This window comes from Paenibacillus sp. FSL R5-0345, from assembly GCF_000758585.1.
GTDB lineage: Bacteria > Bacillota > Bacilli > Paenibacillales > Paenibacillaceae > Paenibacillus_AQ.
Map to the genome: position 1 here is coordinate 290194 of NZ_CP009281.1, position 14696 is coordinate 304889.

Sequence of the window (14696 nt, forward strand, 5' to 3'; positions counted from 1 at the left end):
AGGAAGGCTAAAGTGTGGTGAAGTGTGCTGAAGTGCGCTGAATGCGGCTTAATGAGCGAAAAGAGGTACAGAAATACCCTAGATTACGCCGAATTCGGCTCAATGAGCGAAAAGAGGTACAAAAATACCCCAGAAAGCGGTGAATTCGGGTTAATGAGCGAAAAGAGGTACAAAAATACCCCAGAATGCGCTGAATGTGGCTCAATGAGCGAAAAGAGGTACAAAAATACCCCCGAATGCGCTGAATGTGGCTCAATGAGCGAAAAGAGGTACAAAAATACCCCCGAATGCGCCGAATGTGGCGCACCAAATTAACTTATACCGGCCAAAACGGCCGATCCTATATATCATTCATAAATAGAAAGGTGAGAGAGCTATGGATTTCAATAAACTTACTCAAAAGCTGCAGGAAGCAGTGGCTGCGGCGCAGTCGCTTGCTTCAGACAGCGGACATCAGGAGATCGATAATCTCCATCTATTAAAAGCATTACTCCAGCAGCAAGAAGGCTTGCTGCCAAGACTGCTGCAAAAGATGAATGTCCCCGTAGCTGAGATGCTGCGCAGCACGGATGAACTGCTTGGGCGTAAGCCGAGCATCAGCGGGTCAGGAGCAAGCACGGTGCGGCGTTATGCCTCGCAATCGCTGATCCATCTGCTGGAGCAGGCGGAGAAGGAAGCGGCGAAGATGCAGGATGAATTTGTCTCTGTGGAGCATGCTGTGCTGGCCATGGTGTCGGATTCGAGCAGGGACAATCGTGAGCTACGTGATCTTTTTGTCAGTCGTGGCCTAACACGCGAGAAGCTGATGTCTATACTTGCGGAGATTCGTGGGCATCAGCGTGTAACGAGTCGGGAGCCAGAGGCTACTTATGAGGTGCTGGAGAAATACGGACGTGATCTGGTAGCAGAGGTTCGTGCAGGCAAGATCGATCCAGTCATCGGGCGTGACGCAGAAATACGCCGTGTGATCCGAATTCTGTCCCGTAAAACGAAGAATAACCCTGTTCTCATCGGTGAGCCAGGTGTAGGGAAAACGGCAATTGTAGAAGGCTTGGCTCACCGGATTGTACGCAAAGACGTACCGGAGGGTCTGAAGGATAAGACGATTTTCTCGCTGGATATGAGTTCCCTCGTAGCAGGCGCGAAGTTCCGAGGTGAATTCGAGGAACGCTTGCAGGCGGTGCTTAGGGAAGTTCGTGAAAGTAACGGCCGAATTATTCTTTTTATTGATGAGCTGCACACGATTGTAGGCGCAGGTAAAACTGAAGGCTCGATGGATGCTGGCAATATGCTCAAGCCGATGCTGGCTCGGGGTGAGCTGCACTGTATCGGTGCCACAACGCTCGATGAATACCGCAAGTATATTGAGAAGGACCCTGCGCTGGAGCGCCGTTTCCAACAGGTGCTGGTCAGCGAACCGGATGTAGAGGATACGATCTCCATTCTACGCGGTCTGAAGGAACGGTTCGAAGTCCATCATGGAGTCAAAATCCATGACAGCGCCCTCGTAGCTGCAGGAGTATTGTCTAATCGCTACATTACGGATCGTTTTTTGCCGGATAAAGCGATCGACTTAGTGGATGAAGCTTGCGCCATGATCCGTACAGAGATTGACTCTATGCCGGGTGAGATGGATGAAGTGACCCGTCGTCTGATGCAGATGGAGATTGAAGAAGCAGCACTTAAAAAGGAAACCGATGACGCCAGCAAACGCCGTCTGGAAATCCTACAACGTGAACTCGCCGATCTTAAGGAGAAGCAGCTTGGGATGACGGCGCGTTGGGAGAAGGAGAAGTCAGCGATTCAAGGCATCCGCGACCTCAAAAAACGGCTGGAGCAAGCCCGGAAGGATTTGGTCGATGCGCAGGAGGAATATGATCTTAATAAATCTGCCGAACTGAGCTATGGCATTATTCCTGATCTGGAGCGGCAATTGAAAGCGGCTGAAGAAGCGGCTCAGCAGGATCAGGATACTAGATTATTGCGTGAAGCTGTAACCGAGGAGGAAATCGCAGATATTGTATCGCGCTGGACGGGTGTGCCGGTTAGCCGGCTGGTTGAAGGCGAACGGGATAAGCTGCTACGTCTGGAAGAAACGCTGCATGAACGAGTTGTGGGCCAAGATGAAGCTGTCAGCTTGGTGGCTGACGCCGTACTTCGGGCAAGAGCTGGGATCAAAGATCCAAATCGGCCGATCGGTTCCTTTCTGTTCCTCGGTCCGACTGGGGTAGGGAAGACGGAGTTGGCAAAATCACTCGCGGTCTCTCTCTTTGATCGCGAAGATGGCATGATCCGTATTGATATGTCGGAGTATATGGAGAAGCACAGTGTTTCTCGCCTGGTCGGAGCACCTCCGGGATATGTTGGATATGAGGAGGGCGGCCAACTAACAGAAGCGGTACGGCGACAGCCATATACAGTAGTGCTGCTCGATGAAGTGGAGAAGGCGCATCCTGATGTATTTAATATTCTACTGCAGCTGCTTGATGATGGGCGGCTGACCGATTCGCAGGGCCGGATGGTCGACTTCAAGAACACGATCATTATCATGACCTCAAATATCGGCTCACCACATCTGATTCAAGGCACCGATGAGAAGGGTCAGCTTACGGAGGCGGCTAAGGACAGAGTAATGAAGGAACTAAGTGGACATTTCCGTCCGGAGTTCCTGAACCGGGTAGATGACATTGTGATGTTCAAGCCTTTGACCCTGGGCGAGATCGAGAAGATCGTGGACAAACTGGTAGACGGATTGCGTTTACGCCTTGCTGAACGGGAGATTGGTCTTCAATTAACTGAACCGGCGGTACGTTTTATCGCTAAGGAGGGTTTTGATCCAGTGTATGGGGCTAGACCGCTGAAACGCTTTATCCAGCGTAGTTTGGAGACCCGTGTGGCCCGTGCGATCATTGCTGGCGAAGCTGCAGAAGGTTCAGTGATTCAAGTAGATGAATCTGGCGGTGACCTGACAGTTACCATCATGAAGCCAGTAGGCGATGAACCACAGCGTGCTGAATAAGAGGTTCGTACGATGTAAAAATATAAGGCATCCACAAAGCCGTTAAGGTTTTGTGGACGCCCTTTTTATTAGTACACTCACTCCACCCAAGGTATTAAATGGGGGTGTTCATCCAGAATGGACAAGTATTGCTCCTTCCAGCCGTATTGGCCATCGGGATCAAGGAGCATGTAACGCAGATATTTTTCTAAACGGAATTCTGCCTTCGACCAACCTAAATGCTTGAGTCGTAAGTTGCTTAGCTGGTGGGGAAGCTCGAAAATATTTTCCGGAAATCGCCCACAGTGCTGTGGGGATTCATTCCATACATAGTTGAAGTCTTCTTTATAGCGAAGCAAAAAAGGACGGTAATTCAAATGAGAGCGCCAGTAAATATCTTCTCTGTAATGGGTGGCGTTCCATAAATCGTAGAGACGGAAGCAGAATAGATCGACCTCGTCAGCGTACAGTAACGTTTCAATATTTGCAGCAAAACTGGGTTCAAAGATTTCGTCTGCATCCAGACTCAGAATCCACTCAGGATTCGTCTTCAGAACCTCTTCCCACTGCTGCTTTCGCAGCTCAATTTCATTGCTGAATTTGGATATGGTATTGTGCACGAGATGAACGGGAATGCCTTCAAGGGCTTCCAAACAGATAGCTGCTGAATTATCCGTGCTGCCATCATCAATAATGACGGCCTCATCGATGTATTTGCGATGCTCCTCCAGAACCTGTCGCAGAAAGCGTCCACTTTCATTTTTCACAACCATGGTGAGGGTTAGCTTGGGCCGCTTTTTGGCTAGAGGGATTGTTTCCTTGGAACTTTCATTGTCTGGATTCTCTGTAATGTCTGTATTGGTTAGATTGTCTGGATTCTCTGTAATGTCTGTATTGGTTAGATTGTCTGGTGTGGAGGTCGACTCTGTCGTTATAGGCACATCATCCGTAGATAAATTGCTCGCTGCATCAGTGGAGTCAGCTTTGGTCTCCGTGGTTTCTTTGATAAAATCGTCAACTTTGCTCAAATCACTGTCTCTATACAAGTGTAGCGCCGGATAATGGGTGTCGACGAACAGGGGAATGCCAAGGGCTGCGGCACGAATGCAGAAATGGCGGTCTTCTCCCCAATAAGAAATGTTGCGAATTTGATTGTAGCTAACCCCGGCTTTTATCGCATGCTGACTAATCAATGTACAAGCCCCGAGTCCGCCTACTTCATAAATTCCGGGATTCCGCATCTTAGCTATGAATTCATGAAATCTGCGATTGATCTCTTCTTGTTGCAGTTTTTCGCCGGGCAGTAACTCCCATTGATTGTATTCGTCGTGCATCCATACCTGCGGCTGAAACATAGTTCCGGGCTGCCACTGCGTCCAGAATACCTCTGAGATAATATCCTTGTTCGCACCTATGAGATGTCTGAGGGTATCGGGATGGAGAATGAGATCGGAGTCAATCAGAAACAAATAGTCATAATTCAGGGTCTGGGCTCGGTTGATCATGAGATTCTTAAAGTTGGCTACTTTCCAGACTAAGTCGGTACTCCAGAAGTGGGTGGTATCATTGCGAATATACGCATCATGAAAGCCGGAGCTCTGAAGATAAATATGATCACCCATGCTTTTGAATTCCTGGAGTAGCCGGGTTGATTCCTCATCATCATTATCATCTATCAGATGAAAATCCAGCTCAATATTGGCTACATTCAGACGAAGCAAGGAATTGAGAAATTCTTTTAAAACCGTAGGCTTCTGGTGGATCGGACTGCCGATCAATACACGAATCTTGGTTTCCGTCATTGCCGCCTCCTTGAGGGATGCTCCCTCTTTCCTTGGATGTATCCGTATGTTCTCAATATATTTACAGGGGAGCGGCAATAATCCTTATTTTTCAAAGTTCTGTAAAGTAAATGAGTGTTAGATATATTAATTCGTAACAATCTGCTGTACAATAACCGAATAATTAGATACAGATGCCAACATGAAGCGCAGAGGATGAGAGCAATGGGTAAATCACCGCTAAAAGTACAGGAGTTAATCAATCGAATATTAGCCATGAATCCTAGTGCGGATGTGTTCTGGTATGATGCAAATGGTGGTAGAATTATCGATTTCCTCAATATTACATTAATGTGAAATGCTATCCATTGTAATTCCTAGTATTCCGATATACAATATAAAAAACACAAGCAACGCAGAATACAGATTACGGGGGAGAAACTTATGCGTAGAGGATTATCTGGAGTTATTACTTTGATTTTGTTAACATTTTTGATTAGTGCGTGCTCCGGAGGGAACACCGCCACTTCCACAAATACAAATCAAACACCTGCTACTAATGATGGAACGACAACAAGTACTGAGCCAAAAGATGGAGGCAACTTGATTATTGGGGTCGCTGCTGATCCTGTTATTCTCAATCCAAACTATGCGGGTGACCGTGTCAGTCTTACGATTGACCAAGCGCTCTATGCTCCACTGTTCCAAGTAAATGATGGTAAGAAGACCTTCTACTTGGCAGACAGCCTGACACTGTCAGAAGATAACCTGACTTATACTTTGAAGCTTAAAGATGGTCTTACATGGCATGACGGAGAAAAGCTTACTGCTGACGATGTCGTGTTCACGATTGATAGCATCCTCGATGAGAAACAAAACAGCATGTTGAGAGCAAACTTATTCATCGGTGATAAACCCGTTAAGGCAGTTAAGGTGGATGATCTGACCGTAGAGTTCAAGCTTCCGCAGGTCAGCCCAGCTTTTGAAGCTACACTAGTGCAAGTATTCCCGATTCCAAAGCATATTTTTGAGAATGAGACGGATCTAGAGAAAAGCACCAAGAATGCTGCTCCGGTCGGATCTGGCCCATTCAAATTTAAAGAATACAAACCAGGCGAATATGTTACACTCGAGAGATTTGATAACTATTTCGGCGGCAAGCCACATCTTGATTCCGTAACATACCGGATTGCTAAAGATACGAATGCTGCAAATCTCGCACTTCAGAACGGTGAGATCAATATTAAATATCTAGATCCACAGGATGTTGGTACGATTGAGGCTTCGAATAATTTCGAAATCCTTCCTTATAGTGAAGGTCGATTGTCCTACCTGTTGTTCAATGCGAACAGCGATAGAGGCGCTCTTGCTAAAAAAGAAGTTCGTCAAGCCTTGTCTCTAGCACTAAGTCGTGATGAAATCATTCAGGCTGCTTATACCTCTAACGAGTATGCAGACCCAGCGAAGTCATTCTTGACTCCGGATGCATTGTTCTATACTAATGATGTACCTTCTTTCGATAATGATGTGGAAAAAGCAAAAGAGCTTCTGCAATCGGCAGGGGTTAGTGATCTGAAATTGAGATTGATTGTATCGAGCGGTAATAAAGCTCAGGAAGCCATTTCACTATACGTGCAACAAAAGCTAAAGGCCATTGGCGCAGAAGTTGAACTGCAAAATATGGATGCCTCGGCATATGGTCAGAAGTTCAGTGATATGAACTCAACAGATTTTGAACTTGCGATTGCAGGTTATATTATGGGTTACGATCCTGATGCTTACAGAATTTTGTATACTTCTACTGCTGACTCCAACTACACGCATTATAATAATGCCGAGGTTGATAAGCTGTTCAATGAAGGTGCAGGAGAAGCAGATGTGACTAAACGTGGTGAGATCTACAAGAAGATCCAAGAGATCATTGCTGACGATGCACCGATTTATCCAATTGCTAATACTAAGACTATTGTAGCTGTCTCCAAGAACTACGGCGGTCTTGAAGAAGCGGTCTTGAAGCCTGTCGTTATTTTTGAAGATTTATCGAAAATCTACCTTAAATAAAAACGGGAAAAAGTAAGCTGGATTATCCAGCTTACTTTTTTACCGATACAGAACTGGGAGAATAAAACGTATGAGACAACTTATCGTCCGAAGATTACTGCAAACCCTGCCGATGTTATTTTTTGTTTCGGTTGTGTGCTTTGCGATGATTAAGCTGGCTCCGGGGGATCCGGTCTTATCCTTCGTTACGCCGAATATGCACGCAGATGATATTGAGCGCATCCGGCATAACCTTGGGCTGGATAAGCCAGCCTACATTCAATATTTAATCTGGATTAAAGAAATACTGCAGGGGAATTTCGGTTATTCCCTAGTGAATCATCAGCCAGTATTGGATCAAATTCTTGAACGCCTACCTGCAACCGCCGGTTTAATGGGTTCTGCAATCGGTCTTGCTGTTTTGCTGGCGATTCCACTCGGTCTTATTGCCGGGGCAAACCGGAACCGCTGGGTGGATAAGCTGATTAATTTCTTATCCTATGTTGGAATATCTGTGCCTTTGTTTTGGCTTGCCATTTTACTGATGTACTTATTCGCGATTAAGCTGCACCTGCTTCCTATTATGGGGATGCGAACGATTGGTGTGGAATCGGCGTTTGATGTATTCAAGCATGGTATCCTGCCTTGCACTGTGCTTGCTTTTGGGTTCCTCGCAGGTTATGTGCGATACATTCGCTCTAGTACCATTGGACAGCTAAAAGAAGAGTACGTGCAGATTCAATATGCTTTTGGATCTAACAAGACTACGATTTTGTTCCGTCATGTAATGAAGCATGTGTTGCTTCCTGTAATTACATTGCTCGGGATGTCTATGGGTGATCTGGTGGCAGGTGCAATTGTAACAGAAACGGTATTTTCATGGCCGGGTATTGGCTCTTTGGGGATGACTGCAGTAAAAGGGATGGATTACCCCGTGATTATGGGAATTACTCTATTCTCCTCTTTAATGCTGATCATCGGCAATCTGGTCGCGGATATTCTATATAGCTTCGTGGACCCACGAATTAAATTAACGAGGTGACCTCATGAATCGCAGTAAATGGAAAAGTGTTGGAGATGAGCTATTTACGAATAAATTGGGCGTCGCAGCCCTCATTACTTTATTCATCTTCACACTAGGCTCTATATTTGCCTTTTTATCTGGACATGATCCGAATGCGATGGATGTTCTGGCACGTCTGAAATCGCCGGGAGCCGATCACTGGTTCGGGACGGATGACTATGGCCGGGATTATTTTGCCCGCGCATTATATGGCGGCCGGGTATCCCTGCTAGTTGGCTTTGCTTCAATGATCATTGCTACAGGCATAGGTGTGACGGTGGGCGTAATCAGCGGATTCTTTGGCGGATGGGTTGATAATCTTCTCATGCGGATGCTTGATGTAGTACTGTCCATTCCATCTTTCTTAGTTCTGCTACTGCTTAGCGTATTTTTGAAGCCGAGTGTAGGGAATATCATCATTATTATTGCACTATTAATGTGGATGAATATCGCCCGTGTCATTCGGGCGGAGACGATGACGATCAAAGAACGGGAATATGTACTCTATGCAAAAGCCTCCGGTCAGAGCAACTTCGGAATTATTTGGCGTCATATTCTTCCGGGTCTAGTGCCTGTTGTCATTGTAGGTGCGACGAATAATATCGCTTCGGCAATTATGATGGAGTCGTCCCTAAGTTTCCTTGGGTTTGGGGTACAACCTCCAAATGCCACTTGGGGCAGTATGCTTAACAATGCGCAGGGATATATCGCTCAAGCGCCATATCTGGCTTTGTTCCCTGGATTACTGATACTATTAACGGTACTGAGCTTTAATGTTTTAGGCGATATTTTGCGGGTAGGCTTTGAACCGAAGCTGATCCGAAGATAGGAGTGTGAAGACATCATGACGGAACGGCTATTATCTGTTGAGGATTTGAAGGTTTCCTTCCAGACTCGAGACGGAGAGAACCAAGCAGTTCGCGGCGTTAGCTTTCATATAGATGCTGGTGAAACGGTAGGAATCGTTGGTGAATCTGGTAGTGGGAAGAGTGTGACTGCCAAGGCGATTATGTCGTTGATTACACCTCCGGGTAAAATTATCGGTGGAAATATCAATTTCCGTGGTGAGAATTTATCGAACCTTTCGGAAAAAGAGTGGAGAAAGCTGCGCGGTAACCGCATAGCAATGGTGTTTCAGGACCCCATGACCTCTCTTAATCCTGTAAAAAAAATCGGCCAGCAGCTTACGGAGGTCATCCGTCGGCATCGCGGTTTAAATAAGCAAGAAGCGCTTAAAGAGGCGGCAAGCATCCTGCGTCAGGTAGGTATTAATAATCCTGAACAGCGGCTGCAGCAATATCCGCATGAGTTCAGCGGCGGGATGCGCCAGCGGGTCATGATTGCCATGGCTCTTTCTTGCCAGCCAGAGTTATTGATTGCAGATGAGCCAACCACTGCGCTCGATGTAACGATACAGGCACAAATTCTCGATCTTTTTAAAGAGTTGAAAAACAATACCAGTACCGCTGTAGCGCTCATTACCCATGACTTGGGTGTGGTAGCTCAGGTATGTACACGGGTTATCGTAATGTATGGTGGACTCGTGATGGAGGAAGGCACGGTGGAGGATATTTTTTACCGCCCGCAGCATCCTTATACGAAAGGTCTGCTTCGCTCGATTCCAAAACGTGACGGTAAGTCGCGTGAACGACTTGTTCCTATTGAAGGTACACCGCCGGATTTGCTGAATCCACCTTCTGGATGTCCTTTTATGGAACGTTGCCCTAATGCTTTTGCCCGCTGTAGTGAGCGTCCTCCGGTCATCGAATTATCGCCTGGTCATCGTTCGATGTGCTGGCTGGCAGACGGTGCGCAGGAGACTCCAGCCGTAGCTGGTGTTGAAGGGAGCGGTTCGGTTGAGTGATAATAAGATTCTAGTGGACGTAAATAATCTCAAGAAACATTTCTCTAAAGGTAAGGATATATGGGGGCGCGATACATCTGTGCTTAAGGCGGTAGATGGTGTAAGCTTTCAGATTCGTCAAGGGGAGACCTTTGGACTGGTTGGAGAGTCAGGAAGCGGCAAGTCCACGGTTGGGCGCTGCTTGTTGCGATTATATGATTATACCGACGGTGAAGTGTCTTTTGACGGGCAGCCGCTGAGCAAGCTTGGAGAGAAGCAGCTAAAACCTTTTCGCAGACGCATTCAATCGATCTTTCAAGATCCCTATTCATCCCTTAATCCAAGCCTGAATGTACTTGATCTGATCAGCGAGCCTATGAAAATCCATGGGGTCCACGAAGGCGACGAACGTATAGAAGCGGTTGCGGCACTACTGGATAAGGTGGGTTTAAAAAGAGAGCATCTTTATCGCTTCCCTCATGAATTCAGCGGTGGGCAGCGTCAACGGATTTCGATCGCTCGAGCGTTATCTGTGAAACCTGAGTTTGTAGTGTGTGATGAACCGATCTCAGCGCTGGATGTATCTGTTCAGGCGCAGGTAGTGAATATGCTGGAGGATTTGCAGTCCGAATTTGGGTTGACCTACCTCTTTGTTGCGCATGATCTGTCGATGGTACGTCATATTTCGGACCGGATCGGTGTGATGTATGGCGGTCGTCTAGTAGAGGTAGCCGAAAGTGATGAACTGTACGAGAATCCTATTCATCCTTATACAAAGGCATTGCTGTCTTCCATTTTGGAGACGGACCCTAGACGGGCTAATCAAAGAATTATTTTAGACGGATATTCGGCAGAGTACGGCAGAGCTGAGACTTCTACATTGCAGGAAGTTAGTCCGGGCCATTATGTTGCCTATGATTTCACGGAATAAGTAGAATCTATATACAGGTACGGGAGGAATCAGGATGTCAGAGAATTTGAACCGAGTAAAGTTATCCCAGTGGGATGCGTTATTGGTAGAGTCACTTCGCTCTTTAGGCTGGTCCAATGAGGATATTCTTCGTAAAGTGGCAGAGGGCGATTTGCCCGTTGGCGAGAGTGAATACGAATTTGATTATAAGCAGTTGACCACTTTGCAAGCGGAGCAGCCAGAACTGTTCGAGCAAGCGGTGAAGACTGGCTATCAGATTAAATACAACACGATCCGCGGCATTCGTAGCTGGATATGGGTTGCTCTTGGTAAAGAGGGAGAGCTGGAGCTTGAAGAGGGTAAAGAAGCGGTAGAAGCGGCTTTGACTGTGGCTGAGAAGGAACGTCTGGCATCTGTATTATCTTTTGGTTGGCAGATCGAAAGCGGGACGAAGTCAGCAGATGGAGACACTTCAGTCTACCGGATTTCCCCGATTGCACACTAAGCTGAATAACTACAATAAAAAAACGATTGTTGCGAGGGAGGACTCCCAGTGCACAATCGTTTTTTTCTGTGAAAATTTAATATACATTTACCGCTGGATAAGCAACCTCATATTGCGCAGCGTCAAACCAGGTTCCTGTTTTAAAATCTCTGCCCCGGATAAGTACTTTATCGCTATAGACTTCCACATAGAAGCCTTGGCTGCCCGTCTTATGCTTATCTTCGTTTGTCCAAAGGTAGGCGACGGAAGCAGCATTAAACATCGTTGTGGACGAGCTTGGGGAAGAGAATTACTTTGCAGATAAGAGAAGGTCCTAGACCGTCTACAATTACACATAAATGTACATAATTAAATATATAGCTCTCCATTTGAAGGAGGTGTTCCTTAAGCCAGTTGAGACTTAGGGATCGCCTCCTATTTTTATGATAAGAAACAAAATAAGAAGAAAATGTAACCAAAAGTAGGTGGAACTGTCACCAAATATGTAGTTACATAGTGAATAAGATTTCTTTATTAAGGAGATTTAGAGATTGCATACGAAAAAATATATAATACTTTTAGTCATCGTTCTGCTAATAAGTCTTGTTGCTATTTTCAACAATCAACGTGAACCTTCGATATTGACCATTAATGTAAACGGTCAAATCATTAAGACAGTAGCTACTTATCCGGGCTCACCTGATGAGCTAATGATTCCCAAGGCTGCTGCCGAACGGGCCCTTAACATGCATATTGACTGGCAGAAGCAGGGGCCGCTTCCGAAAGGTATCTACTATAAAGACCATGTAGCTGTGCTGATGTACCATCATCTGTCAGAGAAGCCAATGCCGCAGTTTCCTTGGATTTTATCGGCTGATCGGTTTGATGATCAAATGAACCTGCTGAAGCAGGAAGGGTTTCATGTGATTACGATGGAACAATATCGAGAATTTATGCTAAATGGCGGTACGGTTCCAGACAATGCGGTGCTGCTGACTTTTGATGATGGATATGAGAGTTTTTATGAGCTGGCCTTTCCTATTCTGAAAAAATACGGGTATACGGCAGTGAATTTCGTTATAGTCTCTACGATTGACCACCCAGATCCGAATAGTGTGCCGAAACTCAACTGGGAGCAGATGCGTGAAATGAAGCGTGACGGGATGGGGTTCTATAGTCATACGTACGATTTACACCATTATGGTATCGTGGATGCTGAAGGTGGGGGACGGCCTGCCGCTAGTGCCTTGTTATATATCGACGATGAAAATAGGAATGAAATGAATACGGAGTACTATAGCAGAGTTACTCGTGATTTGGCCAAGGCGGAGCAAAGGCTGAAGGAAGAACTGGGAAATACCGATTCAGCGATTGCCTTTCCTTACGGATCTTACAATGACCGGTTGCTATCCGCATGTGATTCACTCGGAATTTCGCTGACATTTAAAATCCAGGATGGAATAAATGCGAGAACGGACCGGAATGCCTCCCGAATCAACGGGGGAAGCCAGAATCTAACCGCAGTCCAAACCCTTGAGCAGATCAAACATATAGATTCGCCTATGGAATTAACCCTGAATAGTCAAAAAGTAGCACTGATAGGAAGTGCACCCGAAATGAGGAAAGGGACCTTAATGGTTCCGTTTATGCAATTATGCAAGGATCTAAATATTGATCTCAATTACGATCAGAAGCGTCGAACCGTTAAGTTAATGCGTACAACGGGAGGTACATAAACGAATAAGGAAATGTATGGAATGGATATCATCTTTCCCTACGATCATTAGGGGTTTACAAAAAGTGAGAAATTTCGCCAATTTGGGCGAATCACTAGTTGCTATAAGTGAATTCCTTACTGTAGACTATAAATAGAGTACTAATTGGTAGGTGAATGGAGAGAACAGATGGAAGTATTTAAGCGTTATTACGCGAATTTAACGGTCCGGCGTTTTTTTATTTTGGGGCTGGTTGCCCTGCTGCTATTCAGTATTAGAGATATGCTTAATTTAGTACTGTTAACATTTTTGATTGCTTATGTAATGAACAGCTTTCAAGTGCTGCTCACGAAGCGGATCAATAAATATGTTGCAGTCAACAGTAAAGTCATTATTATTATGTTGTATTTAGCTCTGATTGCTCTGATCGTAGTGACTTTAGTGAATTATTTACCGAAGGTCTTTACTCAGATTAAGCAGTTAACCAATTTTCTGACCAGTTTAACCCCTGCAAACATTCCACAAAACGAAATTGCGCAGTATTTATTTGCCCAGCTTAAGGATTTGAACTATCAATCTTATGTGAAAGATGGTCTTGAGTACGTCCTGAAAATAAGTAATTGGGGCACCAGCTTCGTATTATCCACCATTCTGAGCTTTGTCTTTATCCTTGAGAAGAACAGAATTGTCAGTTTCACTGCCCGTCTTAAAGAGAGCAAAATTTCCTGGTTCTATGTTGAGCTTGAGTATTTCGGCAGAAAATTCATCTCATCTTTTGGTAAAGTGATTGAAGCGCAAATTCTGATCGCGCTGTTTAATACATGCTTTACTGTGATTGGACTTTGGATCTTAGGCTTTCCGTATCTATTCGCCTTATCGATTATGATCTTCCTGCTTAGTTTGATTCCAGTTGTAGGCTTTGTGATCTCCTTAATACCGCTTTGTATTATTGGTTACAACATCGGTGGCATAGCAATGACGATATATGTATTGGTTATGATCGCCATACTACATTTTATCGAAGGTTACTTCTTAAATCCAAAACTGATGTCATCCAAAATGAATCTGCCTATGTTCTACACCTTTATCGTACTTCTCTTCTCTGAGCACTATATGGGTGTATGGGGTCTAATTCTCGGTATTCCAATTTTTGTATTCTTCCTGGATATACTGGAGATCACTAGGGATAACAAGATAGAGACTTAGGAATTGAGTTAAATAGCATCGAAAATACAAAGAGGGTGATCCGATAGCCATTCAATGGCTTCGGATCACCCTCTTTATTTTGGCGCGGAGAAATGTTGTACGGCCACTGTATGTATCTTCCTTAGCCGAAAGAAGTGAGAACACTCTCCGTAACGATGTCCCTCAGCTCCGCCTTGTGTGCTGCATACTGCTCAGCCGTAATACTTCCGGAAGCCAGCCGTGAATCTAGCTGTTCCGTTAGCTGAGCTACTTGTAGATTGATCACATCTTCAATATCCGTGTTTTGTTCTATTGCAATATCTTGAAGTGACTTACCGTCATATAAGGCATCATACAAATCTTCATCTGTGGGCTGGTTAAGTGCTTTCAACAATAATTCGTCTTTATCCGCAGCTTTTACGGTGGACCATTGTGCAGGCGAACTTGCGTTAGCAGTAAGGCTGCTCCAAGCATTTCCAAAAGACATCACTATAACTACGGTTCCTACTATAATCACTCTTTTTATATCCATTAGAGTCCTCTTTTCTTATTTTACAAATAACATTTTATGGTTTCTGTTGAAAGTGTCTGTGATGGTTGTGGTTTAACTTGCTTCTATTATAACCCGGAAAGCTGAGCTGAAGCTTAAACAATATTTAAGATAACCTAAAGATTTA

At 45.1% G+C, this 14696-nt stretch carries 14 protein-coding genes; 11 read left to right on the forward strand and 3 right to left on the reverse strand.

The window, feature by feature from the left end; translation table 11 throughout:
* Positions 1-51: 51 nt before the first annotated feature.
* Positions 52-315 carry a hypothetical protein gene (locus R50345_RS01345; protein WP_156114706.1) on the forward strand — a complete coding sequence of 88 codons (264 nt, stop codon included), beginning with the start codon at positions 52-54 and terminating at the stop codon, positions 313-315.
* Positions 316-376: 61 nt separating this feature from the next.
* On the forward strand, positions 377-3019 hold the full coding sequence (gene clpB / locus R50345_RS01350) for an ATP-dependent chaperone ClpB (protein WP_042123457.1): 2643 nt from the start codon (positions 377-379) through the stop codon (positions 3017-3019).
* 77 nt (positions 3020-3096) lie between these two features.
* Here the strand turns inward: clpB and R50345_RS01355 are convergent, their stop codons facing one another.
* Entirely contained in the window at positions 3097-4800 is a 1704-nt protein-coding gene (locus R50345_RS01355; RefSeq protein WP_042123459.1) for a glycosyltransferase family 2 protein, read from the reverse strand.
* 204 nt (positions 4801-5004) lie between these two features.
* On the opposite strand from R50345_RS01355, the gene R50345_RS32160 reads away from it, so the two are divergent.
* The 7 genes from R50345_RS32160 (at position 5005) to R50345_RS01385 (ending at position 11140) form a co-directional block, all read left to right on the forward strand.
* On the forward strand, positions 5005-5136 hold the full coding sequence (locus R50345_RS32160) for a hypothetical protein (protein ID WP_269321978.1): 132 nt from the start codon (positions 5005-5007) through the stop codon (positions 5134-5136).
* A gap of 87 nt (positions 5137-5223) precedes the next feature.
* Positions 5224-6840, forward strand: a complete 1617-nt coding sequence (locus R50345_RS01360) for an ABC transporter substrate-binding protein (RefSeq protein ID WP_042123463.1) — start codon at positions 5224-5226, stop codon at positions 6838-6840.
* A gap of 70 nt (positions 6841-6910) precedes the next feature.
* Positions 6911-7861 (forward strand): ABC transporter permease, encoded by a 951-nt coding sequence (locus R50345_RS01365; protein ID WP_042123467.1) that lies wholly within the window; start codon positions 6911-6913, stop codon positions 7859-7861.
* A gap of 4 nt (positions 7862-7865) precedes the next feature.
* Positions 7866-8711: an ABC transporter permease gene (locus R50345_RS01370; RefSeq protein WP_042123469.1), complete on the forward strand. Its 846-nt coding sequence runs from the start codon at positions 7866-7868 to the stop codon at positions 8709-8711.
* 15 nt (positions 8712-8726) lie between these two features.
* Positions 8727-9746: an ABC transporter ATP-binding protein gene (locus R50345_RS01375; protein WP_042123470.1), complete on the forward strand. Its 1020-nt coding sequence runs from the start codon at positions 8727-8729 to the stop codon at positions 9744-9746.
* Entirely contained in the window at positions 9739-10656 is a 918-nt protein-coding gene (locus R50345_RS01380) for an ABC transporter ATP-binding protein (protein ID WP_231574002.1), read from the forward strand. Before R50345_RS01375 ends, R50345_RS01380 begins: the two co-directional genes overlap by 8 nt.
* 34 nt (positions 10657-10690) lie before the next feature.
* On the forward strand, positions 10691-11140 hold the full coding sequence (locus R50345_RS01385; protein WP_042123474.1) for a hypothetical protein: 450 nt from the start codon (positions 10691-10693) through the stop codon (positions 11138-11140).
* A 76-nt stretch (positions 11141-11216) separates the two neighbouring features.
* Here the strand turns inward: R50345_RS01385 and R50345_RS01390 are convergent, their stop codons facing one another.
* Positions 11217-11402 (reverse strand): hypothetical protein, encoded by a 186-nt coding sequence (locus R50345_RS01390; protein WP_042123477.1) that lies wholly within the window; start codon positions 11400-11402, stop codon positions 11217-11219.
* A 268-nt stretch (positions 11403-11670) separates the two neighbouring features.
* On the opposite strand from R50345_RS01390, the gene R50345_RS30020 reads away from it, so the two are divergent.
* A complete protein-coding gene (locus R50345_RS30020) occupies positions 11671-12855 on the forward strand; it encodes a polysaccharide deacetylase family protein (protein WP_052414421.1) in 1185 nt (394 codons plus the stop codon).
* 168 nt (positions 12856-13023) lie between these two features.
* A complete protein-coding gene (locus tag R50345_RS01400; protein ID WP_042123478.1) occupies positions 13024-14040 on the forward strand; it encodes an AI-2E family transporter in 1017 nt (338 codons plus the stop codon).
* Between the two features lie 121 nt (positions 14041-14161).
* Here R50345_RS01400 and R50345_RS01405 read toward each other — a convergent pair whose 3' ends face one another.
* Entirely contained in the window at positions 14162-14551 is a 390-nt protein-coding gene (locus R50345_RS01405; protein ID WP_042123480.1) for a hypothetical protein, read from the reverse strand.
* Positions 14552-14696: the final 145 nt, after the last annotated feature.